The following is a 26,189-nucleotide window of genomic DNA, read 5'->3' on the forward strand; positions in this document are numbered from 1 at the left end:
CTCCCACCGGTGGTTCGCCACAGCAGCCGCCGCAGCGGCATCTCTTTCGAAGGAGTGAGCGCGATGACCATCATTGCTCCCGCGTTTCAAGACACCACCACCGATCCGCGCGACCCACTGGGTCGGCTCCAACGTTTCTTCGACCCCGGCACCGTCCTGCCGCTGCATCCGCGTGACCGCTCCGGCGTGCTCGCCGCGATCGGCGAGGTCGACGGGGTCCGCACCGTGGCCTACTGCTCCGACGCCACCGTCATGGGTGGCGCGATGGGCGTCGAGGGCTGCAAGCACATCGTCGACGCGATCGACACCGCGATCGAATCCGGCATTCCCGTCGTCGGGCTGTGGCACTCCGGTGGTGCGCGCCTGGCCGAGGGCGTCGAGGCGCTGCACGCGGTAGGCCTGGTCTTCGAGGCCATGGTTCGCGCATCGGGCCTGGTGCCCCAGATTTCGGTGGTGCTCGGCTTCGCCGCCGGTGGCGCCGCCTACGGTCCCGCGCTGACCGACGTGGTCATCATGGCGCCCGAGGGCCGCGTGTTCGTCACCGGACCCGACGTCGTGCGCTCGGTGACCGGCGAGAACGTCGACATGGCGACCCTCGGTGGTCCCACCACACACTTCAAGAAGTCCGGCGTCTGCCACATCGCCGCCGACGACGAGGCCGATGCCTTGCACCGCGCGCGTCGGCTGGTCTCGATGTTCGCCGAGCAGGGCGAGTTCGACCTGGTCGCGGCCGAGCACGGCGATGTCGACCTCAAGGCGATGCTGCCGGAGTCGCCCCGGCGCGCCTACGACGTGAAGCCGATCGTGCACGAGCTGCTCGACAATGTCGACGGTGAGTCCTCCTTCGAGGAACTCCAGGGTGGTTATGCCCGCAGCATGGTCACCGGCCTCGGCCGTCTCGGCGGTCGCACCGTCGGCGTCCTGGCCAACAACCCGTTGCGCCTCGGTGGCTGCCTCAACTCCGAAAGTGCCGAGAAGGCTTCACGTTTCGTGCGCCTGTGCGACGCGTTCGGCATCCCGCTGATCGTGGTCACCGACGTTCCCGGCTACCTGCCCGGCGTCGGCCAGGAACTCGAGGGCGTTGTCCGCCGCGGCGCGAAGCTGTTGCACGCCTTCGCCGAAGCGCGCGTCCCCCGTGTCACCCTGGTGACCCGCAAGATCTACGGCGGCGCCTACATCGCCATGAACGCCCGCGCCCTCGGCGCCACCGCCGTCTACGCCTGGCCCGGCTCCGAAGTGGCCGTCATGGGCGCCAAGGCCGCTGTCGGCATCCTCCACAAGAAGGCGCTCGCCGCCGCCCCCGAATCCGAGCGCGAAGCCCTCCACGAGCGCCTCACCGCCGAACACGAGCAGCTCGCGGGCGGCGTCGAACGCGCCGTAGCCATCGGCGTAGTGGACGAGGTCATCGACCCGGCCAAAACCCGCAGCACCATCGCCGCGGCCCTCGCCTCGGCACCGGCCCGCAAGAGCCACCACAAGAACATCCCGCTGTGACCTGACCGCGGTAGTCATTCGACGGCCGTCGCCACCTCCTGATTCAGGAGACGGCGGCGGCCGTTTCGCTTTCGCTCCAGTCGTATTCGCCGATGTCGAGTTCCGCACCGGTACGCCGGACGATGCTCCAGCTGTGGGACCGTCCAACAACGAGTTGCGATGGCATCGTTGCGGGATAGAGGTGTGCGTGGTGCTGGTTCGGCGGGGGGAGGTGGGCGCCGCGCATAATGGCAGGGTGCGCTATGAGGAACTCGCAGATGTCCCGTGCTCGATCACGCGGCCGCTGGTGATCTTCGGTGACCGCTGGACCTTGCTGATCTTGAAGTACAGCTTCGCCGGAGTGCGCCGGTTCAACGCGTTCCAGAGCGCGCTGGGGATTTCGCGAAGCCGGTTACGCGATCGCCTCGATCGGCTGATCGAACACGAGATCCTGGTGAAACGCCCCGCCGAGGACGGCGCCTACGAGGAATATCGCCTCACCGAGAAAGGCCATGCCATCTACCCGATCCTGATGGCGATCCGCGACTGGGGCGACACCTACCTGGCGCCGGACGGTCCACCGGTGGAATACCGGCACCGAGGCTGCACGGGCGAAGCGCACACGCATCTGACCTGCGACAAGTGCGCCGTGGAGGTCACCGCTCGCGATATCGAGCCGGAAGCCGGTCCCGGAATGGTCTCACGTCCAGCCTGATGCGGCGGCCCGGCTCAGGACGTGTGCCAGGTGATCTGGTCTTCGAGGGGGACGCGCGCGGTGCGGAAGGTGTTGATGGGGTGGGCCAGGTCGGGGTGGCCGAAGGAGATGCCGAAGACGACCTTGCGGGTGTCGGGGATGTCGAAGTAGTCGCGGATGAAGTGGGCGTAGGAGGCCAGGGCCGCTTGGGGAGCGGCGCCGAGGCCGAGAGCTTGGGCGCCGAGGAGGAAGTTCTCGAGCCAGAGGCCGCAGTCGATGGCGCCGTAGATGCCGAGGTCTGCCTCGGAGGTGACGATGGCGACGTGCGGGGCGTCGAAGAATTCGAAGTTGCGCACCATCTGACGCATGGTCTTCTCGTGGTCGCCCTTGACGATGCCGACACTGTCGTAGAGCTGGAACCCGCAAGCCCGGCGGCGGTCGCGGTAGACACCCTCGTAGGAAGCGGGAAATTCGAAATCGGGTGTGCTGCCGACGGTTTGGATGTGGTCGAGCAGCCCCTTGCGGAACCGGTCGGTGCCTTCGCCGGTCGTGACCACGACCTGCCACGGCTGGGTATTGCACCACGAAGGGGTGCGCTGCGCGAGGGTCAGCAGCTGTTCGATGGTCGCGCGGTCGACCTGTTCGGGGGTGAACTGGCGGCAGCTCCAGCGTTCGTCGGCCAGCCGCGCAAGGGTGGCGAAATCGCTGTTGTCGTGGTCGGTCTGCGCCATCGCGCTGGCTCCCTCGGTACGGAGAACTGGTCTCATTTCGAGACTAACTTAGCAGTTGGGTCACCCGTGCGGAACCCGCCGACACCGCGAATCCAGGTGTCGGCGGGATCGTGGGGAATCTAGGCGCGCCGACGGGCCACAACGAAGATCGCTGTGCCGATGCCGACGAGCAGCGCCACGGCGGCGCCGATCAGGACGTAGACGGTCCACGGCTTGGAGGCAGTCGGCGAATCACTCACGGCCACCGGCTGTTGCGTTCCCGGCTCCGCACTGACACCGATGTAGGTCGGCCCGGGTTCGGGTGTGCCCGACACGGTGAGATCGAGCTGCACCGGAGTCGGCGGCATGGTCTCCGCGCCGCCCGGCGAGCCGAGCTTGACGGCGAGGTAATACCAGCCTGCCACCGACGCGCGCTCCACCTGCGCATCGGAGTTCTCCCGGTTGGCGTACCGGACCGGCACCGAGGCCAGGGTGAGTTCGGTGCTCGACGTCCCGGTGTAGACGGTGGTGTCGGAGTCGATCTCCCGGCCGAGCGGTGAGTACAACGAGGTCGCCACATTCGCGGCGGTTCCGTACTTCACCCCGTCGGTCTCCGCGAAGCGCACCCGGTAGGCCAGGCCCTGACCCCAGTCGAGCCGCACCCGGTAGAAGACGTACTCACCGGGCTGCACGGTGTCGCTGTAGTTGCCGCTGCCCGGCAGCGTCGAGGCGACCGTGAACGAGCCGCCACCGGTGATCGGCTGTGGGGTACCGGCCTGGTCGGTGAACGTGACCGGTGTGGTCGCCGCGGCGGGGCCGGGATCGGTGACGCCGGGTTCGATGCCGACGAGGACCTCGATCGGCAGGCGGGCGGGCGAGCCCTTGGACACGAGGTCCCAGTTGAGCTCGAAGTAATAGCGCCCCCCGCCTTTACATTTGGCGGAGTTGCCGCCGGTGGGTTCCTGGGCCGCTCCGTCGAAGGCCTTGGCGACGGTGAGCGCGACGCCATCGCTGGCCGAGCCGCCGAGTTCCCGTTCCCGGACATTGCAGTCGATGCCGTCGCGCCCGAAGACGCGCAGTTCCAGCGCGTTCATGTCCTCGGATTGGGAGATGTCCTTCTGCCGGGGGAACGAGACGATCCCGGTGAAGTAGGCCGTGGCACCCGCGGGCACGTCGACCGCGTAGAACCGCTTCTGCCGCTGGCCGATGGTGTCGAGGTACTGGCCCGGCTTCGCGGCCGGGGCGGTGCTGTATTCGTCGGTGCCGGTGATGGGCGTGCCGGTGGCCTGGTAGTTGCGCAGGGCGGCCGAACTCACCCGCGGCAGAATGCGTTCCAGCGCGGCGCCGTCGGCGGCATCGCTGTAGGTACCGCCGGTGGCCTGCGCCATACAGGTGAGCTGGGCGCGCGCCTTGTCATCGACGGCGAACCCGATCGAATGCACGATCAGGTCGAGGCCCTGTTGCTTCAGTTCCTTGGCGACCTCGCACGGGTCGGGTGGGGAACAGGTGTCGTCACCGTCGGAGACGAGCACGATCGAGCGCGGCCCGGTAGCGGGCAGTGCGTCGGCGGCCTGGCGCAGCGCGGTGCCCATCGGGGTCCAGCCGCGCGCGTGGATGCCGTCGACCGCGGCGGTGAGGGCGGGCTTGTCGATGGTCTTCGGCTGTCGCAGCACCTGGACGTCGCGGCAGCCTGCCGCCTTGTCCGCCTCGGAATTGCTGGTGCCGGTGCCGTAGGTGGTGAGTCCGACCGAGGATTCGGCGGGGGCCGAGGCGACGAAGCTGCGGACCGCCCGCTTGGCGGAATCCATCATGGTGCCGCCCTGATCGGGGCGCTCCATCGAACCGGAGGCGTCCAGGATCAGCATGGTCGGCGCGTATTGTCCGGGGTCGGCCTTGGCCGGGGCCGGGAGTGACGCGGGCAGCACGGTGAGGGCTACGGCGGTGAGTGCGGCGGTCAGCGTGCTGAGTCTCGGCATCGTCCTCGGCTTCGGTGCAGCGGGGTGAAACCGGACGAACGTTACCCATCGCCCGGTGGCCGCTCTACCCCTGTTGAAGTGGTGCAACCCACTGTTTGAAACACTCGATCGCGTTTACGCAGGTGAGGCTGTTGCGCTGGGTCCCGGCTCGTGCCTGCGGTGCATCGAGGCAGTTCCGGGGCACAATCGATCGCATGGCTTTGCAGGCCCGCGACGCGCAGGAGCGCAAACGGCACGGCAGGCACTACACGCCACCGGACCTCGCGCGGTTCCTGGCGCGACGGGCGCTGCGGTATGTGCCACGCGACGCGACGCTGCGTGTGCTCGATCCGGCCTGCGGGGACGGCGAGCTACTCCTGGCGGTGTATCGGGAAATCGCTTCGAGCACACCGGATGTCGCGGTGCACCTCACGGGGTATGACCTGGATCGGCAGGCCATCGACGAAACCGCCGCGCGGGCCGCCGCGCTCGGCGTCGAAATAGACTGCCGTGCAGGCGATTTTCTCGCAGCTTCGGATCAGCTGGCCGACGGCTCGTTCGACTTGATCATCAGCAATCCGCCGTATGTCCGGACCCAGCAGCTGGGCGGCGCGACGGCCCAGCTGCTGAGTAAACAGTTCGGCCTACGCGGGCGGATCGACCTCACCCACCCCTTCGTGGCCATCGCGCCGCGGCTGCTCGATACCGGGGGAGTACTCGGATTGCTCTGTGCCAACCGGTTTCTCACCACGCGGGCCGGGGCGAACCTGCGTCGGATCCTCACCGGTGAACTGACACCGGTGGAGCTCTACGACCTCGGTGACACCAAACTCTTCACCGCCGCGGTGCTGCCCGCGATCACCATCGCCCTGCGCGCCACCGGCCCACCCGACTGCCGCTATGTCTCGGTCTATGAGGAACTGGGAGTCGAACCCGACTGCACGACCGAGCTTTTCGACGCGCTGGCAGGCGAGGATGCCTGTCTCGTCGGCGCCGGGGGGCGGGTGTTCGCGGTGGAGGTCGGCGTGTTGGCGACGGGTGAAGCGCGCGAATCCGCGACCATCGCGACGCTCCCGGCAGATGGGCCACCGGTGGCCGACCAGCCCCGGTCGGCGAGTGTGCCAGTCGGCACGCCCGCCGACTCGGGAACAGTCGACGATGGCCGGTCCGACCGTCACGGTGACACCGCTTGGCGCATGTCGCGCCCCTCGGTCGATCACTGGCTCGGCCGGATCGCCGATCGCACCTGGCATTCGTTCGGGGAGGCCACGCGAATCAGGGTGGGGATCAAGACGACGGCGGATCGGGTGTTCATCTCGGACCGGTGGGAGCAGATGGATCCGACGCCGGAGCCGGAACTGTTGCGGGAGTTGATCACTCACCACGATCTGCAACCGTGGCGCGTCGCGATGGCGCGTGGCACGAGGGTGCTCTATCCCTACGATCTGCTCGAGCCCCGGCGGACCCCGATCGATCTTGCCGAGTTCCCCTGTGCGGCGGAGTATCTACGGTCCCACGAACAGGTGCTGTCGGGCAGGCGCTACGTCCTCGACGGTGGCCGCAAGTGGTTCGAGATCTGGGTGCCGCAGCGCCCACACCTCTGGGGCGCACCGAAATTGGTGTTCCCCGACATCAGTGAACGTCCACGATTCGCCCTCGATCGGTCGGGCGCGGTCGTCAACGGTGACTGCTACTGGATCTCGCTCACCGACCTCGGCGCGGGCCGAGCGGCCACCGACCTGGCGTATCTGCTGATGGGTGTGGCGAATTCGGCGCTGGGGCTGCGGTTCTACGACGCTGTCTGCGGTAACCGGCTGTATTCGGGCCGTCGCCGCTGGATCACCCAATACGTAGCGCGACTGCCGCTGCCCGATCCTGCCGGTGCTGCCGCGGGCGAGATCGTGCGGAGGGTGCGCGCGCTCCTGGAAGAGGGTGTACCGGTCGCTGACTCGGGCATCGATGAGGTGGTGGCGGCGGCGTTCGGGGTGTCAGTGGATATCGCGGATGCCGACCATCGGTAGCAATGTGCGCCGCGCGAACTCCCGTCCAGCCTCCGGATCGTCGAGCGGAATGAGCCCGTCCGGGGTCAGCGCCAGCGACAGGGCCAGTCGCGCCATGATCTCGGCGACCAGATCGGGATCGAATTCGGGCACCTGCAGCTCGCGCAGCTTCTCGGCCAGATACGCGCGCCCGACGGCGAGGATCGGTCCGGCCTCGGTGGTGAGCCGGGGCAGAATGATCTCCGGTTCGGTGCTGAGCAACCGGCGCAGCAGTTCGTTGCCCGCGATGGTGGTGACGAAGGCGACGAAGATCTCGACGAGCTGTTCGTCGGGTTCGGTGACGGCGCGTACCCGCTCGTCGATCTCGGTCACATAGCGCTGCGCCTCGCGCACGCCGACAGCTTCGACCAGCTCGTTCTTGGATTCGTAGCGCCGGTAGAGGGTGGCCGGGCTGATGCCGGCCCGCCGCGCGATCTCGCCCATGCTCGTGCGTTTGATGCCGAAGTCCAGAAACGCCGACAGCGCACTGTCGAGCAGCTTCTCCCCGTCGGTGACGGGTTTCTCGAGTATCCGCGCGAGGATCGACGAAACGGTAGGCATTACCCCATTATCCCTGTGGGGGCAGATCCAATGCGGCCATCTCCTGCTCGATCGCATTGGCCGCGAAATGAACTCCGCGAGAGCGGAGTTCGTGAACGCGGGATTGGAGTGCTTCGATGCCGCCTGGCTGGGCGGCGATATCGGCCACGCTGAGCCGTCCTGCCGCTCGGCGCACACCGGAATGCACGTATGCCACCGTGATACCTCCTGCCTCGCGTATCCGGGCCGATCGCTGATCTCATGATCGCCACGCAATACGCAGGACAAATGCTATCAGGGATACCTACTGGACACTTGCTCAGTGTGATGGGTCACAACACCTCGGCGTCGCGATGGTTGGTCAGATTGTGCAGATACACCGCCGCATTGAGCTTGATCCCGTCCTGCTGGGCTGAGGTGAGCTCGCGCCGCACCTTGCCCGGCACGCCGGCCACGAGCGAGCCGGGTGGAATCTGCGCGCCCTCGGGAATCAGCGCATTGGCCGCGATCAGGCTGCCCGCGCCGATCACCGCGCCGTTGAGCACCGTCGCGCCCATGCCGACGAGAACATCGTCGCCGATGGTGCAGCCGTGCAGAATCGCATTGTGTCCCACCGAGACTCCGGTGCCTACGGTGAGCGCGAAACCGGGGTCGGCGTGCAACACGCAGCCGTCCTGGATATTGGTGCGTGCGCCGATGCTGATCTGTTCGAGGTCGCCGCGCAGCACCGCCGAATACCAGACTCCGACCTCGGCGCCCAGGCGCACCCGGCCGATCACGGTCGCGGTCGGCGCGATCCAGGCAGTGTCGTCGATCTCGGGAGTGAACCCGCTCACCTTGATGATCATGAACGTCATTATTGCGCCGTACCGCGGAACTGCGCTCGGTGGGCCGTCGGAGATGTACCGAGCATGCGGTGGAAGTGGTGGCGCAGGCTCACCGTGCTGCCGAAACCGGTGTCGCGCGCGACCCGGTCGACGGTGTCGTCGGTCGATTCCAGCAGCAGCCGGGCATGGTCGATGCGCTGCTGGAGCAGCCACTGCTGGGGGCTGGTGCCGGTGCGATCGCGGAAGCGGCGGGTGAAGGTGCGCCGCGACATCAGCGCCTCGCGTGACCAGTTGTCGAGGTCGACGGCGGTGTCGAGGCGGGCGCGGGCCCAGGCCATCGCGCATTCGATCGGGTCGTCGGGGTCGTCGTCGGGCACCGCGATCGGGATGTACTGCGCCTGCGAACCGTGCCGGTGCGGGGCGGTGACCAACGCTCGCGCCAGCTCGGTGGCGGCGCGGGCGCCGAGGTCGGTGCGGACGATGTGCAGGCAGCAGTCCAGTGCCGCGGCGACGCCGGCGGAGGTGATCACGTCGCCCAGGTCGCTCCACAGGGTGTCGGCGCGCACGTTGACCGCGGGATAGGCCAGGGCGAGGGCGTCGGCGGCGGCCCAATGGGTGGTGACGTCGCGCCCGTCCGCGAGGCCGGTCGCCGCGATCGCCCAGGAGCCGAGACACAGGCCGATCAGCCGGGCGCCGTTCGCGTGGGCGGTGTGCACCGCCTCGTTCAGCGCGGGCGAAATCCCTTGGTCGCGTACCCATCCGGGAAAGACCACCAGATCGGCGGTGCTGACGATGTCGAGGCCGTGCCGGACGGTGATGTCGAAACCGGCTGCGGTAGCGAGTGTTCCGGGTACCTCGGCGCATACCCGCACGTCATAGGGCGACGCGCAGTCGACGCCGGCGCCGGATCTGCCGAACACCAGGGTGGGCACCGACAGGTGGAACGGGCTGATTCCGTCGAACGCGATCACGGCCACCGAGGTCATGGCCCGATCTTATCGGTGTACGGCCTGCAGGCCACTGTCCGGGCGCCGCTCGCTCGGCGAAAGTTGTCGGCATGACCGAGATGATCACCCGCCCCGCCCTGGCAGCCGCCCTGCATATCGGCGGCCCGACCCTGCGCTTCCGCTACGGCGGACTGACCTGGCTCACCGATCCCACCTTCGACGAGCCCGGCGACTACCCGGGGCCGATCACTCTGCACAAGCTCAGCGGTCCGGCGGTGCCGGTCGAGGAGATCGGGACGATCGACGTCGTGCTCCTCTCGCACGACCAGCACGCCGACAACCTCGACAACGCGGGTCGCGCGCTGCTCGCCGAGGTCGACACTGTTCTCTCGACCCCGGACGCCGCGGGCCGGATCGAGGGTGTGCGCGGGCTGGTGCCGTGGGAGACGGTGACCGTCGGCGCGGTGGAGATCACCGCGGTGCCCGCGCTGCACGGGCCGCAGGGGTGCGAGCCGTTCAGCGGTGTGGTCACGGGATTCGTGTTGCGCGCGCCGGGTGAGTCCACGGTGTACGTCTCCGGCGACAACGCGTCGGTGGAGTTGGTGGAGCAGATAGTCGAGCGGATCGGGCGCATCGATGCCGCGGTGCTGAACATCGGCGGGGCCAATGTGGGGCGGTTCGGCGACAGCGATGTCACGTTGAACGCCCGCACCGCGGTCGCGGCCGCCGCGGTGCTCGGCGATGCCGTGATCGTGGCTGTGCACGCGGAGGGCTGGGGTCACTTCAGCGAGTCGCTGGATTACCTCGAGCGCACCTTCGCCTACGCCGATCGCGCGCATCAACTGATCGTGCCGGTGCGGGGTGAAATGTTTTCGGTGTGAGCGGCGATCAATGAATAGTTCTGCTATCTAACAGCTTTCGTCGACCCGCACCTGACCCGTCAGGTGCGGGTCTGTGGTCTGAGGAGAAGAAAATGTTGCGGAAGTTACTGCGGGGCAATCAGTTCCGGGTGCTGCTCGGTGTGCTGATGGCCTTGGTGGTGTTCGCTGTCAGTGCGTGTTCGTCGGACGGCGGCGATTCCGGTGATGCGGGATCGAGTTCGGTGTCGAAGACCTCGGTGACCTCGGTGACCTCGGTGACCTCGACGACGTCGGTGACGCCGACGAGTTCGCCTGCGGCATCGACCGATCCGGGTGGTTCGGGTGGTGGATCGGCGCCCGAGTCGTCGTACTATCACTCGCCCACCCCGGCTGCGCCGGGCACGCCCGCGCAGGGGGAAATCCCGCCAGGGCACACCTGTGTGCCCGGCCCGGAGTGCGGAACGGATTCCTGCGGTCACAACGAATGCGGCATCCCGCCCGGCCACACCTGTGTGCCCGGCCCGGAGTGTGGAACAGATTCCTGTGGTCACAACGAGTGCGGTGAAACGGTCCCGCCGGCCACGACAACCGTTGCCCCGACTACCACTACGGCAGCCCCGGTGACGACGACGGCGCAAACAACAACTCCGCCGACGACCACCACCGTTCCGGCGACGGCTCCGGAAACCACCTCGAGCCCGGCTGTTCCGGCCCCGGCGTAATCGAGTCGGCCGCGACACGCGATCGCGGCGGCGGCTGAGCTCCGGCGCAGGTCCTAGGCTTGCCGGATGACGCGAACGGGCGTACTCGTCGGGGTACCGACGGAGGTCAAGCCGCAGGAGTTCCGGGTGGCGCTCACGCCGGCGGGCGCCGCCGAACTGGTCGCGCACGGGCACGAAGTGCTCGTGCAGGCCGGTGCCGGTGCCGGGTCGGGATTCGCCGATGACGACTACCGGGCCGCGGGTACGCGGATCGCGGCCGACGCCGATCAGGTCTGGGCTCGGTCGGATCTGGTGGTGAAGGTGAAAGAGCCTATCGCGCAGGAATATCCACTGATGCGCCGCGATCAGGTGCTGTTCACCTTTCTGCATCTGGCGGCGTCGAAGGAATGCACCGACGCGATCCTGGCCTCGGGGATCGTCGCCATCGCATACGAGACGGTGCGCGGGGCCAACGGATCACTGCCGTTGCTCGCACCGATGAGCGAGGTGGCGGGCAAGCTGAGCGCCCAGGTCGGGGCCTATCACCTGATGGCGCCGATGGGTGGCGGCGGTGTGCTGCTCGGCGGCGTGCCCGGGGTGCGACCGGCCGACGTGGTGGTGCTCGGCGGCGGCGTCGCGGGAACGAACGCGGCGAGTATCGCGGTCGGGATGGGCGCCAGGGTGAGCGTGCTCGACACGAATCTGGCGCGGTTGCGTGAACTCGACGCACGCTTCGCCGGCCGGGTGGGCACCCTCGCCTCGCACGCACTCGAGATCGAAAAGGCCGTGGTCGCGGCAGATCTGGTGATCGGGTCGGTCCTGGTACCGGGGGCAAGGGCGCCGAAATTGGTATCCGACGAACTCGTCGCGCGGATGCGGCCCGGCTCGGTACTCGTCGACATCGCCGTCGATCAGGGCGGTTGCTTCGCCTCCACACGGCCGACCACGCACGCGAATCCGACCTTCCCCGTGGCCGATTCGCTGTTCTACTGCGTGGCGAACATGCCGGGCGCGGTGCCGCACACCTCGACCGTGGCACTCACCAACGCGACTCTGCCGTTCGCGCTGGTGATCGCCGACAAGGGCTGGCGCGGAGCATGCGCCGCCGACCCCGGACTGGCCGCCGGGCTCACGGCAGTCGAGGGCAAGCTGTTGTCCGCCGAAGTCGCGGCCGCGCACGGGTATTCGCTCGGGGCATAGCGGCGGCTATTCGCCACCGCCCAGGTACCAGTCCGGCGCGCCCTCGGTGGGCAGGTCGCGAAGCTTGTCGGGGTTGCGGACGATATTGATCGCCACGACGCGACCGGCGTCGATGACGAACGAGAAGACGCCCATGTTGGTGCCGTCGAAGACGATCAGGCCGGGCAAACCGTTGACCAGCACCGCCCGGCCCCAGCCGTTCGCGGTGTTGTACCAGCCGAGCAGCATCTTGGCGATGAGCTCCGCGCCGCGCACCGGCTGACGGATGGCGGGCACCTTGCCGCCGCCGTCGGCGGTGAGCACCACGTTCTGGTCGAGCACGCCGAGCAGCGAACTCAGATCACCCGAGCGCCAGGCCAGCGCGAACGCCGAGACGACCTTCTCCTGTTCGGCCGGCGACGCGGGAAAACGTGGGGTGCCGTTCTCGACGTGCTTGCGGGCGCGGGAGGCGAGCTGACGGACCGCGGCGGGAGTGCGCCCGACTACCTCGGAGACCTCGGGGCCGCTCATGCCGAACACGTCTTGCAGCACGAACGCGGTGCGTTCGGCGGGCGACAGCGACTCGAGCACGACCAGGAGCGCGGTGGTGACACGTTCGTCCTGGGAGATGCGGTCGGCTGGGTCGTCCCAGGAAGTGACTTCCGGTTCCGGCAGCCACTCGCCCACGTACTGTTCGCGGCGGGCGCGCGCGGACCCGAGCTGGTCCAGGGCGAGGCGGCCGATGACGGTGGTGAGCCAGGCACGCAGGTTGTCGATCTCGTCGGCCTTGCCCGCGTCGAACTGCCGTTGCAGGCGCAGCCAGGCGTCCTGCACCACGTCTTCGGCGTCACTGATGCTGCCGAGCGTGCTGTAGGCGAGTCGGCGCAGGTAGGGGCGATGTTCCTCGAAGCGTCGGGCCAGTTCGGCCTGATCGAGAGGCTGCGGTGAGGTCATGGTGTGCGCCCGTTCGGTTGATCTTGCTCGGTCCCGGCGAGTCTAGAAGTGCCGTCACAGTGATGACGAACCAGCGGTCGCCGGTGTGACATCCCCGCCGCCCGCTACCCTCGGCCGGTGCGGAAAACGACGTCGACGGCGGCCGGGCTGGTGCTGGGATTCGTGCTCGATCGGGTATTCGCCGATCCACAGCGGTGGCATCCCGTGGCCGGATTCGGTTCGGCGGCAGCGGCATTGGAGCAGGTGACCTACGCCGACGATCGGTCGGCCGGGGTGGTGCACGAGATCGTCGCGGTCGGATCTGTGCTGGGGATCGGGGTGATCGGCGCTCGGGGTGGCCTGTTGGCTACGGCGTTGGCGACGTGGACCGCGCTCGGTGGGCGGAGTTTGGCGCGGGCCGGGCAGGCGATGGCGGATCGGCTCGACGCAGGCGATATCGAGGGGGCGCGCGAGCTGCTTCCGTCGTTGTGTGGGCGGGATCCTTCCGTGCTCGATGCCGACGGGTTGGCTCGGGCCGCGCTGGAATCCATCGCCGAGAACACGTCGGACGCGACGGTGGCGCCGCTGATGTGGGGCGCGGTCGCCGGAGTTCCTGGGCTGCTCGGGTACCGCGCAGTCAACACACTCGATGCGATGATCGGGTATCGGAACGAGCGGTACGAGAACTTCGGCTGGGCCGCCGCTCGCACCGACGACATCGCCAACCTGATCCCCGCCCGCGTCACCGGCCTGCTCACTGCCGCCCTCGCCCCGCTGGTCGGCGGCACTGCGATGGCGTCGCTTCGCGCATGGCGGCGTGACGCGGCCAAGCACCCGAGCCCCAACGCCGGCGTCGTCGAGGCGTCGATGGCAGGCGCCCTCGGCATCCGCCTCGGCGGGCTCACGCAATACCGATACGGCACCGAACTGCGTCCCACTCTCGGCGACGGACCGACACCGACCACCGCGGACCTGCGCCGCGCGGTACGGATGTCGACGGCGGTACAGGTCGCCGCGGTTGGCCTCGCGGGCGTGATTGCGACGGTGCGGGGTAGGTGACAGCCGCCCGCTGAACAGCGGGGGAGGCGGTTCAGTTGCGGCCGTAGCGGTCGGCTAGTCGGGCCTGGGTGGTGGGCTTGGCTGGGGGGTCTGTGGTTGATGTGGGCGTCGTCGGCGCAGACGGTTGGGTTCGGTCTCGGCGGCGGGCTCGGAGTTCGGCTACTACGAAATAACCGAGGCCCAACGGAGCCATCAGGCCGAAGGCGAGCCATTGGAGGCCGTAGGAGAGGTAGGGGCCCGCGTCGAGTTGGGGCAGGGGAGTGGGGGTGAAGGCACCTGGCTGGTTCGCTGCCAGCTGGAGGTAGCCGCCCTTGTCGGTGCCGGTCGGGATGGGGGTGAGGGGAGTGCCGAGGACGGTGGATTCCTGGGTGGTGTCGACCGTGTACACCTGGCGGTAGCCGTCTTGGGTGCTCGGAGTCTTGTCGGGGACCACGCCCTCGGAGGCGCGGACTCGGGCTTCGATGCGTTGCGGGCCCGCGGGTGGGTCCGCGATCGCGGGTGGGCGGGTGCCGTCCACGGAGGCAACCAGGCCGCGGTCGACCAGGAGGGTGCGGCCGTCGTCGAGGCGGAAGGCGGCGAGGACCGCGTAGCCGGGGGCACCGTCGAGGTGGCGGAGCCGGACCAGGACGGTCGACTCGGGGACGAAGGTGCCCGTCGCGGTCACCTTGCGCCATTCGGTGTGGGTGCCGGTGTCGCCGTCGAGGACATCGGTGACGGCCACGGGGTCGGCTTGCACGGAGTCGGCGATCAGCTGGTTGCGGTGCTCGGTGCTGTCGTTCTTGCCGAGCTGCCACGGCGCCAGGACCGTGAAGCACAGGTAGGCGAAGGCGGCGACGATCACCGCGAGGATCAGCCAGCTGGGGCGCAGCAGGAAGGTGAGCTTGCGCATCAGAGCTGCACGCCGGCGGGGTTGCGCGCGTCCAGTTCGGCGTGGACCCAGTCGAGCAGGCCGGGGATCGCGGCTTCGATCTGGTCGCGAACCAGGTCGAAGCCGGACTGGTCGCCGTAGTACGGGTCCGGCACGTCGAGGTCATCGGCAGCGGGGTCGAAGCTGCGCAGCAGCCTGCGCTGGTCGGTGGGGACGCCGCGGTGCGCGAGCTCGCGGTCGTGCCCGGTGTCCAGGGCGATGATCAGATCGGCGTCACTGTGCTCGGGACCGAAGGTCGCCGCGGTGTGCTCGGTCGGGTAGCCGGCGCGGCGCAGGGTCGCCTCGGTGCGCGGGTCGGCCGCATCGCCGACATGCCACGAACCGGTACCCGCGCTGCTCACCCGCACCCGGTTCGCGAGACCGGCCCGGTAGAGGTGCGCCTCGAACATCTTCGCGGCCATCGGTGACCGGCAGATATTGCCTGTGCAAATGAACGAGACATGTAGTGGACCCACAGGAGCATTGTCGCCCGTGGCGCCGAATCGCCGCCACGTAGGGTGTTCAGTTGTGCTCGAGGACTCCGTCGACCCCGCGATGTTGCGCCACCACGGCGACGTGGAGGCGCGCCCGGGCATGCTCGATTTCGCGGTGAACGTCCAGGGCGTCGCCCCACCCGCCTGGCTGCGCGCCCGCCTTGCCGCCCGCCTCACCGACCTCGGCCGCTATCCCAGTTCCGACGACGACCGCACCGCCCGCGTCGCCGTCGCCGCCCGCCACGGCCGCTCGCCGGACGAGGTGCTGCTGCTGGCAGGCGCCGCCGAGGGGTTCGCGATGCTGCCCCGCCTGGCGCCCCGCCTCGCCGCCGTCGTCCACCCGTCCTTCACCGAGCCGGAACTCGCACTACGCGAGGCGGATGTCCCGGTCACCAGGGTGATCCTGGAACGGCCGTACACCCTCGACCCCGCCCTGGTCCCCGACGAAGCCGACCTCGTGGTCGTCGGCAACCCCACCAACCCGACTTCGATCCTGCATCCCGCCGAGACGATTGAGGCACTTCGCCGGCCCGGCCGGATCATCGTGATCGACGAAGCCTTCGCCGATGCGGTCGTTGCGCCCGCCGACATCGCTGACGAGAGCACCGCATCCGGTGCGATGCCGGCGGGCCGGGTCGCTGATGAACCGGAGTCGTTGGCCGGTCTCTCGGCCCCCGATGTCATCGTTCTCCGCAGCCTCACCAAGACGTGGGCACTGGCCGGTCTGCGTTGCGGCTACGCGCTCGGTGCTCCCGATGTCCTGGCCCGCCTCGCACATGGTCGCCCGCACTGGCCGCTCGGCACCCTCCAGCTCGAGGCGATCATCGCCACCGCCGAACCCGCCGCCGTCGCCGAATCCCGGCAGCACGCACACCGCATCGCCGCCGACCGCACCGCCATGATCGACCGCCTCACCGCGCTCGGCCTCGACGTCCACACCCCGGCCACCGGGCCCTTCCTGCTGCTGCGTGTCCCCGACGGCGCTCTGCTACGCAAGCGCCTCGCCGACCGCGGCATCGCGGTCCGCCGCGCCGACACCTTCCCCGGCCTCGGTCCCGACCACCTCCGCGTAGCGGTTCGTGGCGCCGCCGAAGTCGACCCGCTGATCGACGCGCTGAACGCGGCACTGTGGTGACCCCCACGACGACCATTCCCACGCAACGAAGGAGGCGGCGGTGACCGACCTGGCCGAACTGATCGGGGTGCTCGACGCGGCGTACCCGCCGAGACTGGCCGAATCGTGGGATTCGGTGGGGCTCGTCTGCGGTGACCCCGCGCAGGAGGTCACCAAGGTGGTGTTCGCCGTCGACGCGACCGCCGCGGTTGTCGACGAGGCGATCGGTTGGGGCGCACAGGCTTTGGTCGTGCATCATCCGCTGCTGCTGCGCGGGGTCGACACCGTCGCCGCCGATACGCCGAAAGGCGCACTGCTGCACCGGTTGATCCGATCGGGTTGTGCCCTGTTCGCCGCCCACACCAACGCCGACTCCGCCGACCCGGGCGTCTCCGACGCGCTCGCCGCGGCCGTCGGCCTCACCGTCACCGGCCCGCTGGATCCCAAACCGCTTGCCTCCGTGGACAAATGGGTCATCCAGGTGCCCCAGACCCACACGGCTTCCTTGATGTCGGCCTTGTTCACGGCGGGCGCGGGCGCGATCGGCGACTACCGCGAAGCCGCCTGGTACACCGCGGGCACCGGCCAGTTCCTGCCGATCGCGGGCGCCGCCCCGGCGATCGGCGCGATCGGCACCGTCGAAATCGTCGCCGAGGACGCTGTCGAGGTGGTCGCGCCCCCGACCTCCCGCCTCGCCGTACTCGCCGCCCTGCGCGCCGCCCACCCCTACGAGGAACCCGCCTACCACGTCACCGAACGCGCACCCCTGCCGTCGGCACTCGGCATCGGCCGCATCGGTGAACTCCCACAGCCCGAAACCCTGCGCGAATTCACCGCCCGCGTCGGCGTCGGCCTGCCCCGCACCGTCTGGGGCGTGCGCGCCGCGGGTGATCCCGATCGCGTGATCGAACGAGTCGCGGTCTGCGGCGGTGCGGGCGACTCCTACCTCGACAAAGCCATCCGCGCGGGCGTCGACGCCTACCTCACCTCCGACCTGCGCCACCACCCCGTCGACGAACACCTCCGCCGCGGTGGCCCCGCCCTCATCGATGCCGCGCACTGGGCCACCGAGTTCCCCTGGTGCGGCCAGGCCGAACGGTTCGTCAACACCGCCCTGCCCGCGGTGCGGACCCGCGTCTGCACCCTGCGCACGGACCCGTGGACGGTCAGCGGCTAGTTCCTCGCCGCCGGTACCTCGATGTCTCCGGGTCATGGCGTGATCACACCCTGCGGCGCGGTACGGTTGATCGATCCATCCGTCCACCGTGTTGTAGGAGTTCGTGCGCGTTGAATGTCGAACCGTCGGTCCAGACCAAGCTGTTGCAGCTCGCAGGTGTCGATGCCGAGTTGACGCGCATCGCCCATCGCCGTTCCGCGCTGCCGGAGCAGCAGGAAGTGGCACGACTGGCGGCCGAGCGCAACGGCTACAAGGACGCGGCCGTGGCGGTGGAGATCGGCATCGACGATCTGGACCGCGACATCCGCAAGCTCGAGGGTGAGGTCGACGCCGTCCGCAAGCGCGAGGACCGCGACCGCGGCATGCTCACCGCGGGCACCGTCGCCGCCAAGCAGCTCTCCGAGATCCAGCACGAACTCGGCAGCCTGGAGCGTCGCCGCTCGGTGCTCGAGGACGAGCTGCTGACCGTGATGGAGCAGCGCGAGGCGATGCTCGCCGACCACGACCACGCGGGTGCGCGGCTCAGCAAGGCCGACCACGACCTCGAAGACGCCGAACGCCTGCGCGATGAGGCGATGGCCGATCTCGAAGTGGCGCAACAGCGTTGCGAGAAGGATCGCTCCGAGCTGATCGGCCTGTTCCCCGCCGAGCTGATCGCCGTCTACGACAAGCAGCGCGCGGCGCACGGTGTCGGCGCGGCCCTGCTGCAGGCTCGCCGCTGCGGCGCCTGCCGGATCGAGATCGACCGCGGCGAGATGCAGCGCATCGCCAAGGCCGCGCCCGACGCGGTCCTGCGCTGCCCGGAGTGCAGCGCGATCATGGTGCGTACCAAGGAATCGGGGCTGTGATCGCGGCGGTGCGCCGATGAGCGAGGTGATCGTCGAAGCCGATGGTGGCTCGCGCGGCAATCCCGGCCCGGCCGGTTACGGTGCGGTGGTGTTCGCCGCCGATCACGTGCGGGTGCTCGCCGAACGCAAGGAGTTCATCGGCGTCGCCACCAACAATGTGGCCGAATACCGTGGTCTCATCGCGGGTTTGGCGGCCGCGGCAGAGCTGGGCGCGCGGGTTGTCACGGTGCGCATGGATTCCAAACTCGTCGTCGAACAGATGTCGGGTCGCTGGAAGATCAAGCACGCCTCGATGATTCCGCTCGCCGAGCAGGCGCGGGCACTGGTCGCCGGCTTCGATCGGGTGAGCTTCACCTGGATTCCGCGCGCCGAGAACTCACATGCCGATCGGCTCGCGAACGAGGCGATGGACGACAGTGAGCTCACCGCGACCGTGCGTGAGGCCGTCGCCGCCGGGCATGCCCCCGGTGACCGAGTCGCCGTGCCGAAGACGGAATCGACTGGGGCGAACAAGTTCTCGCCCGGCTGGACCGGCGCCTTGGGGAAGCCGACCCGTCTGTTGCTGCTGCGCCACGGCCAGACGGCGCTGTCGGTGGAGCGCCGCTACTCCGGCCGTGGCAACCCGCCGCTGACCGACCTCGGTCGCGAGCAGGTCGAGCGTGCCGCGAAAATGCTTGCCGCCAAAGGCGATATCGCCGCCGTGGTGAGCTCCCCACTGCAGCGGGCCCGTTCCACCGCCGAAGCCGCCGCGACCGCCCTCGATGTGCCGCTGCGAATCCTCGACGGCCTCATCGAGACCGACTTCGGTGACTGGGAAGGTCTCACCTTCACCGAGGCCGCCCAGCGCGATCCGATCCTGCACAGCGACTGGCTCGGTGACTCCTCGATCCCCGCACCCGGCGGCGAGAGTTTCGATCAGGTGCGCGAACGCATCGAAGGGGTGCGCCGCGATCTGGTCGCGCTGTATCCGGGCCAGAACGTGGTGGTGGTCAGTCATGTGACCCCGATCAAGACCCTGTTGCAGTTGGCCCTCGGTGTCGGCCCGTCGCTGCTGTACCGCCTGCACCTCGACCTCGCGTCGCTGTGCATCGCCGAGTTCTATCCCGACGGTGGCGCCTCGGTGCGACTGGTCAACGACACCTCATACCTGTGAGCTAGCCCGATACCTGTGAGCTAGCCGGTCGTCACCCGGGCACGGTACGGTCGCCCCGGCGCACGGTCGGCGTAACGACGACGCCGCATCGCCCGACAGATTCTCGGGCGCGCGGATGCGCGGCTACACAGGAAAGGTACTTGATGAGGTTTCTACGGATGGCGGCGTTTGCGGCGGCCATCGCGGGGGTGCTTACCGCGTCCGCGGGCGCGGGTAGCGTGACGGCCGATCCGAGCGTGGTGCTCGGTGCGGCATCGGGCATCGTCTTCGACAACAACTCCGGTTGTTCGCTCACGGCCATCGGCCACGACGGCGCTGGCCGGCTCGTCGGTCTCACCGCGGGACACTGCGCGCCGACCGGTTCGCGCGTCGGTGCCGAGCAGGCGCTCAAGGCAGGCGTGATCGGTACCGTCGCGTATTCCGACGACGGCGACTACCTGGATTTCGCTGTGCTGCAACTGGATGCGTCGAAGGTACTGCCGGTGCGCACCATCGGCCAGACCACCGTCGCGGGGATCGGCGCCTCGCCGGGCCCCGGTACCATGGTGTGCTCGGACGGCCGCACCAGCGGTCGCAGCTGCGGTGTGGTGTGGGGTGAACTCGAAGGCACCTCGATCAACCAGTACTGCTCGCAGCCGGGCGATTCCGGCGGCCCCGTCGTCGTCGGTGACCGCCTCGTCGGCATGAACCAGGGCCGCCTCACCGGCCTCGGCCCTGTCGACTTCGACGTCCCCTGCACCGGCGGCGCCAACCCGATCCACTCACCCGCCTACTTCCAGCCCATCCAGGTGATCCTGGACGTGCTCAACCGCGCAGGCGGCGTAGGCGCGGGCTTCCAGCCCATCTGATCCACCGCGAAACCACAAGGGCGCAGCACCGTTTCGGTGCTGCGCCCTTCGTGCTCGTGCGATCAACGATGGTCGAGACCGCGCTCGTGCACGAGCAGCAGGCCGTAGGCGGCCACGGGCAGTTCAGGGGCGAAGGACCGACACCAGGAAGTCGGTCTGGTCGCGGACTACCTGCTCGAAGACATCGTCGAAGTACACATCGAAGTGGCCGACCGGATACTGCTTGACCACTGCGTGTTTGGTTCGTTCGGCGGCCTTGCGGGTCGGGCCCGCGGGGGCGATCGTGTCGTTTTCGGCGATCGCGTAGAAGACGGGGACCTTCAGGGACTTGGCGCGGCGGCCAGGGGAGTCGAAGAGGGTCGAGAAAGCGATGCGGGCACCGACTTTGGGGTCGTAGGTATCGCTCTCCTCGGCGAGTCTGCCGTAGCCCTCGGGGACGTCGGTGGCGCTCATCAACGCCGCGGAGCGTTTGCGCCCGGCCAGCCGGATGCGGATGGGTTTTCGGCGGATCGGGCCGAAGAGCAGGTCGGTGGCGGCGATGGTGGCGACCTTGGTCAGGCTGATCGGCCCCTTCGCCATCGACGACGCCCACCCGCTGGTGAACGGCACCTGGGCCACCACCGCGGCCAGGTAATCGTCGTCGGGCGCCACCGCGAGCACGTGCCCACCGCCGAACGAGGTGCCCCACAACGCGATCCGGGTGGCATCGAAGCCACGGATGCTACGCGCGTAGGCGATTGCGGCCTTCCAGTCCTGCCGCTGACGGGCGATGTTGAGTACCTGGCGAGGGGAACCCTCACTGGCGCCGAAATTGCGGTAGTCGAAGGCCAGCACCCCCATTCCCGCGGCGACGAACCGCCGCGCATACCGATCCAACCCCATCTCGCGGGTGGCCCCGAGCCCGTGTCCCATGATCACCAACGGCCGCGGCCGAGGCGCACCGTCGGGCAGGTAGAGCCACGCGGCGCACTGCTGGTCACCCGAAGGGAAACTGACGTCGACACGTTCCATGAGTCAATACCGTAGCGAGTACTCTGTACCGGCGGGCGAGTCGGCCGGGCGACCGCGGTGACGGGAACGGGCACGAACAGTGCCGCTGCCCGGTGCCGAGGAAAGTCCGGACTCCACAGAGCAGGGCGGTTGTTAACGGCAACCCGGGGTGACCCGCGGGACAGTGCCACAGAGAACAGACCGCCGCACGCGAGTGCGGTAAGGGTGAAACGGTGCGGTAAGAGCGCACCAGCGCCCCGGGTGACCGGGGCGGCTAGGTAAACCCCGCCCGGAGCAAGGTCGAAGGTCGCATCGGCAACGGTGCGGCTGCGCAGGTGTTCGAGGGCTGCTCGCCCGAGCCTGCGGGTGGACCGCTCGAGGCACCCGGCAACGGTGTGTCCAGATGGATGGTCGCCCCCCGATGCGAATCGGGGACAGGATCCGGCTTACAGGCCGGCTCGCCCGCCCACGAAACGAGAAGGCGGCGGTTCCCACGGGAACCGCCGCCTCGCTTCGCCGCAGAGGGCTCAGCACATCAGCTTGGACATCTGGTAGACAGCCGTGGCCTCTTCGGTGGTCGCGGCGGTGTCGCCGTTCTTGGCCGCCTTGATGATCGTGGCGATGGTGTCGGCCTCGGACTTGCCCGCCTTGATCTCGGAGCAGGAATGGTTCAGCACCGCGGCTACGGTGGCGTCGTCACGCCCCTGCGCCAGCTTGGGGAAGGCATTGCGGTAGCTCACCACGAACATGCCCGCCTTGCTTGCTTCGACCTGGAAGGTAGGCGCGGGGGTGGTGGAGGGGGCGGGGGAACCGGCGGAGGAAGAGTCGTCGCTGCAGCCGGCCAGAAGCAGGGCGAAGACGGTGGCGCTGGCCGCGATGGCGGCGGTAGTTCTACTCACGGAGCGGGATGCTAGCGGTCCAGGAAACACGCCGCTTCCCCTGTGGTTAACGGGAAGCGACATGTTCTGGATCGAAGCGGTGAGCTACCCCGGGTTAATCGCCAGTAGGTGCGCCCAATAGCTGGCCGCGTCCGGTCCGAGGATCGGCGACAGGTAATCGAAAATCAGCCACGACATACGTTCGCAAACTCCCATTTATCGACGTGAGTGCCGCACAACCCGGCAGCTGCCGAGTGCGCCGCCGCCACAGTAACAATTGCCCGTAATGTCGCCGCGTTCGTGTGTCGAGACGGCGAAATTGCGCGGGAACTCGCCGGGAACGTGAGCGAGGTCATAGAGTGATCGCCGTCGGCAGGGCTCGCTGCCACTTCCTCGGGCCCAACACATTCGATCGCGGAAGCAGGTCACATTTACATGCGGGTAGTTCGTTCCATTGTCGCCGGTGCACTGATCGCCGGAGCCGCTGCGGTTTTCGCAACGCTTGCCGCCGGTTCAGCGAGCGCGGTCGCGGTGACCCCGCTCGCAGGCGGGGTTCAGGTCGACCTCAGCCCGGCTGATACAGCCTGGGTGCACCAGTCCCGATTCGGCCTCACCGTGGCCGGTCTGCCGCATCCGTCGGCGGCCTCGTTCGGTCAGGCACTCGACGCGGCCGCGACCGTGTCCTCGGCCGTCCCCAACGGCCGGGTCACTTTCACGGTGTACGGCCCGCTCGATCAGCTCAACGGCACCATGCTCGCTCTGAAGTAGGACTCGCTACTCTGCGAAGATGGACTTCGAACACAGGACGAGTAGTTCGCAGGATCGGGGTCGGACCACTGGTCTCCAGCTCCATCAGCGGATCGTCTCGGCGCCGGTCGACTTCGGCGCCATCCGTTCCGAATTCGGATTGGCCTCGGAATATCCGTCCGAGGCCGTCTCCGAGGCCCGCGACGCGGTAGACGCGTTCGCGGGCACCCGGGTCGATCGGACCGATATCGAGTTCGTGACCATCGACCCGCCCAGCGCGCTGGATCTGGACCAGGCGCTGCATATCGAACGCACCCCCACCGGTTTCACCCTGCACTACGCGATCGCGGATCTCGGTGCGGTGATCGTGCCCGGCAGCGCGCTCGCCGCTGAGGCCGAAGTGCGCGGGCAAACTTTCTATCTGCCCGACGGCAATGTTCCGCTGCATCCGACGGTGCTGTCCGAGGGCACCGCGAGTCTGCTGCCCGGTGTCGACCGGCCCGCCGCGTTGTGGACCATCGAACTCGACAACGACGCGGTACCGCTGAGCTTCTCGGTGACGCGCGCGTTGGTGCGCTCTCGGGAGCGCTTCGACTACGCGCAGGTGCAAGCCGCTGCCGACGCCGCGACGCTGCATCCGTCCTTGATCGCGCTCCCCGAATTCGGGCGGCTGCGGATCGAGGCGGGGTTCGAACAAGGCGCCATCTCGCTGCGATTGCCCGCGCAGGAAGTGGTCTCCGCCGGTGACGGCTGGCGCCTGCAACTGGAGCCGAGGACCGACGCCGACGACTGGAACGAGCAGGTCTCGCTGCTCACCGGAATGTGCGCGGCGCGAATCATGGTGGAGCACAAGGGAATCGGCTTGCTCCGGACGATGCCTCCGCCGCCGGGCAGCGCGATCGAATCGATGCGGCGTACGGCAGCGGCACTGGGGGTCGAGTGGCCCGCCGAGGTACCCGTGGGGCGGATGCTCGCCGGACTCGACGCGAATACGCCCGCGGCGCTGGTGTTGATGTCGGAAGCGACCGGGCTGTTGCGTGGGGCGAGCTACACGCTGCTCGCCGAGCTCGACGATCCGTCGCCGGAGCAGTTGACGCACAGCGCGATCGGGGCGCCGTACGCGCACGTGACGGCACCGCTGCGGCGGTTGGCCGACCGGTTCACCACCGAGATCTGCCTGGCCTACAGTGCGGGGGCCGAGGTGCCCCAGTGGGTGGTGGACGGATTGAAGAGCGCCGCCGAGACGATGCGGCGCACTGATGCGGTAGCCAACAAGGTGGATCGTGCGTGCGTCGATCTGACCGAGGCCACTGTCCTCGCACCTCGAGTCGGCACCGAGTTCACCGCGGTGGTTCTGCGTGAGGCAAACGGTTCACGAGGCGCCGAGATCTTCGTCGCTGATCCGCCGATTCTCGGCCGCTGCGACGGGGCCCCGCCGGAAGGACGGACAGTACCGGTTCAACTGACGGTCGCCGACCCCGATACACGCACGATCACCTTCGCCTTCACCGCGGCCCGGCCACACTGATCGACTCTCGCCTCTCGTCAGCCCGTGGCTATAGTGGCCGCGGAAAGGGGTTTCGGGAGATGGGGGAATTCATGACGCCGTTCGGACCAGTACTTCACGGGGGCTCCGCGTGAGCACTCTGAGTACCGCAGAGCAGCAGGGGACCGCCGCGACGGGGGCACTCACTACGACACAGGTTTTGGCGTGGGAGCCGAACACCGTGACGGCTCAGGGGGTCGAGTGGTCAGCGCAAGCGGGCAAGCTGGCTGCCTTCGACGACGCTCAGTACCGTGCCGTGGATGCCACTCGGGACTATTGGCAGGGCAGCGCCGGCACGGCCATGCGAACCGAACATGAGCAAATACGAGCCAGCACAAACGTTTTCATCTCCGCCCTGCAAAACGGCGCCGCTGCGGCAGAGTCGGGTGCGGCTACTCTCGATGCTGCCCGCGCAGCCGTCGCCGCTTCGATCCGTACCGCGCAGACCAATGGCTACGAGGTCGCCGAAGACGGCACCGTAGTCATTTCGGCGAGCACCCATCAAACCTTGCTTTCGCAACTACCGGACGCGTCGTCGTATTCGATCGCCGCAGGAGCGCTGCAAGTCGACGCCGACGCCTCGACCGCCGTGGTGAAGCGGGCCTTGGAGCACGCGCGGAGCGCGGCGGAGTCGGTGGCGAGCGCGATCGAGAAAGCCTTCGCCGAACTGCCCGAGGGTGATTCGCCGATCCTGACCGACCTCCCGATCAGCCCGGCGCCGGTGAACGACGCAGCCCGCAGGGCGGCCGCGGCGGCCGCGTTCCGAAAGGTATTCGGCCGGGACCCGTCGAGCAATGTCGACTGGGAGACAGCTCTGGTGCTCAACCCCGAGAGCACCGACCCCAAGTACAAGGGCACCGACGCCGAGATCAAAGTCGTGCGCATCGAGCCGGTACCCGGACAGGGCGTGGTGCGTACTTCTCAATGGATCGAGCAGGAGAAAGTCTTCAATCTTCCGAAGGACCTGGGCGACAACAGGACCAACGACCCGAATTTCGATCCCGAGCATGCACGGGTCACCACCTATGTCGACTACGAGAACGGGATCGTCGTCATGCGCCAGAATCCCTCCGTCTCGGAAAACGGAGAAGTGGACGTCGAAGCGCCCGAAGCTCAGGTGTGGCAGGCCGCCGACGGATCGGTGCGGATCGACTACGACGCCGCCAACCCGCACTCTCCCGATCCGTCTGGAGTATGGACCGTCAACGGTGACCTCGTGTTCGTTCCAGGGCAGAACGGTGGCGATGTCACGGTGCACGGAAGCAGAACCGACTTTCCCTCGCTCGAGGTGTATCAGGAACGTCAAGACGGCAGCGTGAAAGAGGTCGCCGTGGATCCGGCTGTCACCGGCGGTGAGCATGGTCCGATCGCGAATCTGCCGTTCCATCATGAGATTCCGGGAACCGACGACAAGGTGTTCGACAAGTTCAAAGCCCTCCAGCAATTCCCGGAAGGCGACCCGGGGCCCGGCTATCCGGGAACCTATGACCTTCCGGGTACCAAGGCGGGCAGTGTCGACAATCCGCCGGTTGTCCGCAAGATCACACCGAGCGATTTGCCGCTGGCATGA

General features: G+C 68.3%; 26 protein-coding genes and 1 other RNA gene. 16 read left to right on the top strand and 11 right to left on the bottom strand.

Going from position 1 to position 26,189, the window contains the following annotated elements; translation table 11 throughout:
* Positions 1–63 precede the first annotated feature (63 nt).
* Together ACFWPK_RS23940 and ACFWPK_RS23945 are read left to right on the top strand one after the other, a co-directional pair.
* The gene (locus ACFWPK_RS23940; protein WP_378919240.1) at positions 64–1,494 is read left to right on the top strand and encodes an acyl-CoA carboxylase subunit beta; all 1,431 of its coding nucleotides are present in this window, start codon (positions 64–66) and stop codon (positions 1,492–1,494) included.
* Positions 1,495–1,684: 190 nt separating this feature from the next.
* Positions 1,685–2,188, top strand: coding sequence for a winged helix-turn-helix transcriptional regulator (locus tag ACFWPK_RS23945; RefSeq protein WP_378919242.1), 504 nt, complete (start codon positions 1,685–1,687; stop codon positions 2,186–2,188).
* A gap of 14 nt (positions 2,189–2,202) precedes the next feature.
* Here the strand turns inward: ACFWPK_RS23945 and ACFWPK_RS23950 are convergent, their stop codons facing one another.
* The gene (locus ACFWPK_RS23950) at positions 2,203–2,898 is read right to left on the bottom strand and encodes a nitroreductase (protein WP_378919244.1); all 696 of its coding nucleotides are present in this window, start codon (positions 2,896–2,898) and stop codon (positions 2,203–2,205) included.
* Between the two features lie 119 nt (positions 2,899–3,017).
* Entirely contained in the window at positions 3,018–4,853 is a 1,836-nt protein-coding gene (locus tag ACFWPK_RS23955; RefSeq protein WP_378919246.1) for a VWA domain-containing protein, read from the bottom strand.
* Positions 4,854–5,047: 194 nt separating this feature from the next.
* On the opposite strand from ACFWPK_RS23955, the gene ACFWPK_RS23960 reads away from it, so the two are divergent.
* The gene (locus ACFWPK_RS23960) at positions 5,048–6,853 is read left to right on the top strand and encodes an Eco57I restriction-modification methylase domain-containing protein (RefSeq protein ID WP_378919248.1); all 1,806 of its coding nucleotides are present in this window, start codon (positions 5,048–5,050) and stop codon (positions 6,851–6,853) included.
* Here ACFWPK_RS23960 and ACFWPK_RS23965 read toward each other — a convergent pair.
* The 4 genes from ACFWPK_RS23965 to ACFWPK_RS23980 all read right to left on the bottom strand — a co-directional run bounded on the left by ACFWPK_RS23965 (position 6,821) and on the right by ACFWPK_RS23980 (position 9,224).
* Positions 6,821–7,432 carry a TetR/AcrR family transcriptional regulator gene (locus ACFWPK_RS23965; RefSeq protein WP_378919250.1) on the bottom strand — a complete coding sequence of 204 codons (612 nt, stop codon included), beginning with the start codon at positions 7,430–7,432 and terminating at the stop codon, positions 6,821–6,823. The two genes, ACFWPK_RS23960 and ACFWPK_RS23965, sit on opposite strands and share 33 nt — an antisense overlap.
* A gap of 7 nt (positions 7,433–7,439) precedes the next feature.
* Positions 7,440–7,628: a hypothetical protein gene (locus ACFWPK_RS23970; protein WP_067456688.1), complete on the bottom strand. Its 189-nt coding sequence runs from the start codon at positions 7,626–7,628 to the stop codon at positions 7,440–7,442.
* 115 nt (positions 7,629–7,743) lie between these two features.
* Positions 7,744–8,259: a gamma carbonic anhydrase family protein gene (locus tag ACFWPK_RS23975; protein ID WP_378919252.1), complete on the bottom strand. Its 516-nt coding sequence runs from the start codon at positions 8,257–8,259 to the stop codon at positions 7,744–7,746.
* Positions 8,260–8,267: 8 nt separating this feature from the next.
* Positions 8,268–9,224 carry a GlxA family transcriptional regulator gene (locus tag ACFWPK_RS23980; RefSeq protein WP_378919254.1) on the bottom strand — a complete coding sequence of 319 codons (957 nt, stop codon included), beginning with the start codon at positions 9,222–9,224 and terminating at the stop codon, positions 8,268–8,270.
* A 71-nt stretch (positions 9,225–9,295) separates the two neighbouring features.
* Here ACFWPK_RS23980 and ACFWPK_RS23985 point away from each other — a divergent pair, with 71 nt between their 5' ends.
* The 3 genes from ACFWPK_RS23985 (at position 9,296) to ald (ending at position 11,946) form a co-directional block, all read left to right on the top strand.
* Entirely contained in the window at positions 9,296–10,066 is a 771-nt protein-coding gene (locus ACFWPK_RS23985; protein ID WP_378919256.1) for an MBL fold metallo-hydrolase, read from the top strand.
* A 92-nt stretch (positions 10,067–10,158) separates the two neighbouring features.
* A complete protein-coding gene (locus ACFWPK_RS23990) occupies positions 10,159–10,767 on the top strand; it encodes a hypothetical protein (RefSeq protein ID WP_378919258.1) in 609 nt (202 codons plus the stop codon).
* 66 nt (positions 10,768–10,833) lie between these two features.
* Positions 10,834–11,946 (top strand): alanine dehydrogenase, encoded by a 1,113-nt coding sequence (gene ald / locus ACFWPK_RS23995; protein WP_378919260.1) that lies wholly within the window; start codon positions 10,834–10,836, stop codon positions 11,944–11,946.
* A gap of 6 nt (positions 11,947–11,952) precedes the next feature.
* On the opposite strand, the gene sigJ is transcribed toward ald, so the two are convergent.
* Positions 11,953–12,879 carry an RNA polymerase sigma factor SigJ gene (gene sigJ, locus ACFWPK_RS24000; protein ID WP_378919262.1) on the bottom strand — a complete coding sequence of 309 codons (927 nt, stop codon included), beginning with the start codon at positions 12,877–12,879 and terminating at the stop codon, positions 11,953–11,955.
* Positions 12,880–12,996: 117 nt separating this feature from the next.
* Here sigJ and ACFWPK_RS24005 point away from each other — a divergent pair, with 117 nt between their 5' ends.
* A complete protein-coding gene (locus ACFWPK_RS24005; protein WP_378919264.1) occupies positions 12,997–13,917 on the top strand; it encodes a cobalamin biosynthesis protein in 921 nt (306 codons plus the stop codon).
* Between the two features lie 31 nt (positions 13,918–13,948).
* On the opposite strand, the gene ACFWPK_RS24010 is transcribed toward ACFWPK_RS24005, so the two are convergent.
* Both ACFWPK_RS24010 and ACFWPK_RS24015 read right to left on the bottom strand, forming a co-directional pair.
* A complete protein-coding gene (locus tag ACFWPK_RS24010; protein ID WP_378919266.1) occupies positions 13,949–14,806 on the bottom strand; it encodes an SURF1 family protein in 858 nt (285 codons plus the stop codon).
* Entirely contained in the window at positions 14,806–15,300 is a 495-nt protein-coding gene (locus ACFWPK_RS24015) for a low molecular weight protein-tyrosine-phosphatase (RefSeq protein ID WP_378919268.1), read from the bottom strand. Before ACFWPK_RS24015 ends, ACFWPK_RS24010 begins: the two co-directional genes overlap by 1 nt.
* A gap of 52 nt (positions 15,301–15,352) precedes the next feature.
* Here ACFWPK_RS24015 and cobC point away from each other — a divergent pair, with 52 nt between their 5' ends.
* The 5 genes from cobC to ACFWPK_RS24040 all read left to right on the top strand — a co-directional run bounded on the left by cobC (position 15,353) and on the right by ACFWPK_RS24040 (position 20,458).
* Positions 15,353–16,453, top strand: coding sequence for an Rv2231c family pyridoxal phosphate-dependent protein CobC (gene cobC / locus ACFWPK_RS24020; protein ID WP_378919270.1), 1,101 nt, complete (start codon positions 15,353–15,355; stop codon positions 16,451–16,453).
* A gap of 40 nt (positions 16,454–16,493) precedes the next feature.
* Positions 16,494–17,609 carry a Nif3-like dinuclear metal center hexameric protein gene (locus ACFWPK_RS24025; protein WP_378919273.1) on the top strand — a complete coding sequence of 372 codons (1,116 nt, stop codon included), beginning with the start codon at positions 16,494–16,496 and terminating at the stop codon, positions 17,607–17,609.
* Between the two features lie 110 nt (positions 17,610–17,719).
* A complete protein-coding gene (locus ACFWPK_RS24030) occupies positions 17,720–18,457 on the top strand; it encodes a zinc ribbon domain-containing protein (RefSeq protein WP_378919275.1) in 738 nt (245 codons plus the stop codon).
* A 16-nt stretch (positions 18,458–18,473) separates the two neighbouring features.
* Positions 18,474–19,610, top strand: a complete 1,137-nt coding sequence (locus ACFWPK_RS24035) for a bifunctional RNase H/acid phosphatase (RefSeq protein ID WP_378919277.1) — start codon at positions 18,474–18,476, stop codon at positions 19,608–19,610.
* A 158-nt stretch (positions 19,611–19,768) separates the two neighbouring features.
* Entirely contained in the window at positions 19,769–20,458 is a 690-nt protein-coding gene (locus ACFWPK_RS24040; RefSeq protein WP_378919279.1) for a S1 family peptidase, read from the top strand.
* A 123-nt stretch (positions 20,459–20,581) separates the two neighbouring features.
* On the opposite strand, the gene ACFWPK_RS24045 is transcribed toward ACFWPK_RS24040, so the two are convergent.
* The gene (locus tag ACFWPK_RS24045) at positions 20,582–21,469 is read right to left on the bottom strand and encodes an alpha/beta hydrolase (RefSeq protein WP_378919281.1); all 888 of its coding nucleotides are present in this window, start codon (positions 21,467–21,469) and stop codon (positions 20,582–20,584) included.
* A gap of 36 nt (positions 21,470–21,505) precedes the next feature.
* Between ACFWPK_RS24045 and rnpB the strand changes: the two genes are divergently transcribed.
* An RNA gene (rnpB, locus tag ACFWPK_RS24050) (RNase P RNA component class A) lies at positions 21,506–21,913 on the top strand.
* Between the two features lie 62 nt (positions 21,914–21,975).
* Here the strand turns inward: rnpB and ACFWPK_RS24055 are convergent.
* On the bottom strand, positions 21,976–22,347 hold the full coding sequence (locus tag ACFWPK_RS24055) for a hypothetical protein (protein WP_378919282.1): 372 nt from the start codon (positions 22,345–22,347) through the stop codon (positions 21,976–21,978).
* A 414-nt stretch (positions 22,348–22,761) separates the two neighbouring features.
* On the opposite strand from ACFWPK_RS24055, the gene ACFWPK_RS24060 reads away from it, so the two are divergent.
* The 3 genes from ACFWPK_RS24060 (at position 22,762) to ACFWPK_RS24070 (ending at position 26,189) form a co-directional block, all read left to right on the top strand.
* Positions 22,762–23,094, top strand: coding sequence for a hypothetical protein (locus ACFWPK_RS24060; protein WP_378919284.1), 333 nt, complete (start codon positions 22,762–22,764; stop codon positions 23,092–23,094).
* 19 nt (positions 23,095–23,113) lie between these two features.
* Complete coding sequence (locus tag ACFWPK_RS24065; RefSeq protein ID WP_378919286.1) at positions 23,114–24,601, top strand: RNB domain-containing ribonuclease; 1,488 nt, start codon at positions 23,114–23,116, stop codon at positions 24,599–24,601.
* Positions 24,602–24,710: 109 nt separating this feature from the next.
* A complete protein-coding gene (locus ACFWPK_RS24070) occupies positions 24,711–26,189 on the top strand; it encodes a hypothetical protein (RefSeq protein ID WP_378919288.1) in 1,479 nt (492 codons plus the stop codon).

This window comes from Nocardia sp. NPDC058519 (assembly GCF_042719755.1).
Taxonomy (GTDB): domain Bacteria; phylum Actinomycetota; class Actinomycetes; order Mycobacteriales; family Mycobacteriaceae; genus Nocardia.

Bases quoted from the DNA above. Each gene is read 5' to 3' on its own strand.
- ACFWPK_RS23940 (WP_378919240.1), top strand. From the start codon at position 64: ATGACCATCATTGCTCCCGCGTTTCAAGACACCACCACCGATCCGCGC.
- ACFWPK_RS23950 (WP_378919244.1), bottom strand. From the start codon at position 2,898: ATGGCGCAGACCGACCACGACAACAGCGATTTCGCCACCCTTGCGCGG.
- ACFWPK_RS23955 (WP_378919246.1), bottom strand. From the start codon at position 4,853: ATGCCGAGACTCAGCACGCTGACCGCCGCACTCACCGCCGTAGCCCTC.
- ACFWPK_RS23960 (WP_378919248.1), top strand. From the start codon at position 5,048: ATGGCTTTGCAGGCCCGCGACGCGCAGGAGCGCAAACGGCACGGCAGG.
- ACFWPK_RS23965 (WP_378919250.1), bottom strand. From the start codon at position 7,432: ATGCCTACCGTTTCGTCGATCCTCGCGCGGATACTCGAGAAACCCGTC.
- ACFWPK_RS23975 (WP_378919252.1), bottom strand. From the start codon at position 8,259: ATGATCATCAAGGTGAGCGGGTTCACTCCCGAGATCGACGACACTGCC.
- ACFWPK_RS23980 (WP_378919254.1), bottom strand. From the start codon at position 9,224: ATGACCTCGGTGGCCGTGATCGCGTTCGACGGAATCAGCCCGTTCCAC.
- ACFWPK_RS23985 (WP_378919256.1), top strand. From the start codon at position 9,296: ATGACCGAGATGATCACCCGCCCCGCCCTGGCAGCCGCCCTGCATATC.
- ACFWPK_RS23990 (WP_378919258.1), top strand. From the start codon at position 10,159: ATGTTGCGGAAGTTACTGCGGGGCAATCAGTTCCGGGTGCTGCTCGGT.
- ald (WP_378919260.1), top strand. From the start codon at position 10,834: ATGACGCGAACGGGCGTACTCGTCGGGGTACCGACGGAGGTCAAGCCG.
- sigJ (WP_378919262.1), bottom strand. From the start codon at position 12,879: ATGACCTCACCGCAGCCTCTCGATCAGGCCGAACTGGCCCGACGCTTC.
- ACFWPK_RS24010 (WP_378919266.1), bottom strand. From the start codon at position 14,806: ATGCGCAAGCTCACCTTCCTGCTGCGCCCCAGCTGGCTGATCCTCGCG.
- ACFWPK_RS24035 (WP_378919277.1), top strand. From the start codon at position 18,474: ATGAGCGAGGTGATCGTCGAAGCCGATGGTGGCTCGCGCGGCAATCCC.
- ACFWPK_RS24040 (WP_378919279.1), top strand. From the start codon at position 19,769: ATGGCGGCGTTTGCGGCGGCCATCGCGGGGGTGCTTACCGCGTCCGCG.
- ACFWPK_RS24045 (WP_378919281.1), bottom strand. From the start codon at position 21,469: ATGGAACGTGTCGACGTCAGTTTCCCTTCGGGTGACCAGCAGTGCGCC.
- ACFWPK_RS24060 (WP_378919284.1), top strand. From the start codon at position 22,762: ATGCGGGTAGTTCGTTCCATTGTCGCCGGTGCACTGATCGCCGGAGCC.
- ACFWPK_RS24065 (WP_378919286.1), top strand. From the start codon at position 23,114: ATGGACTTCGAACACAGGACGAGTAGTTCGCAGGATCGGGGTCGGACC.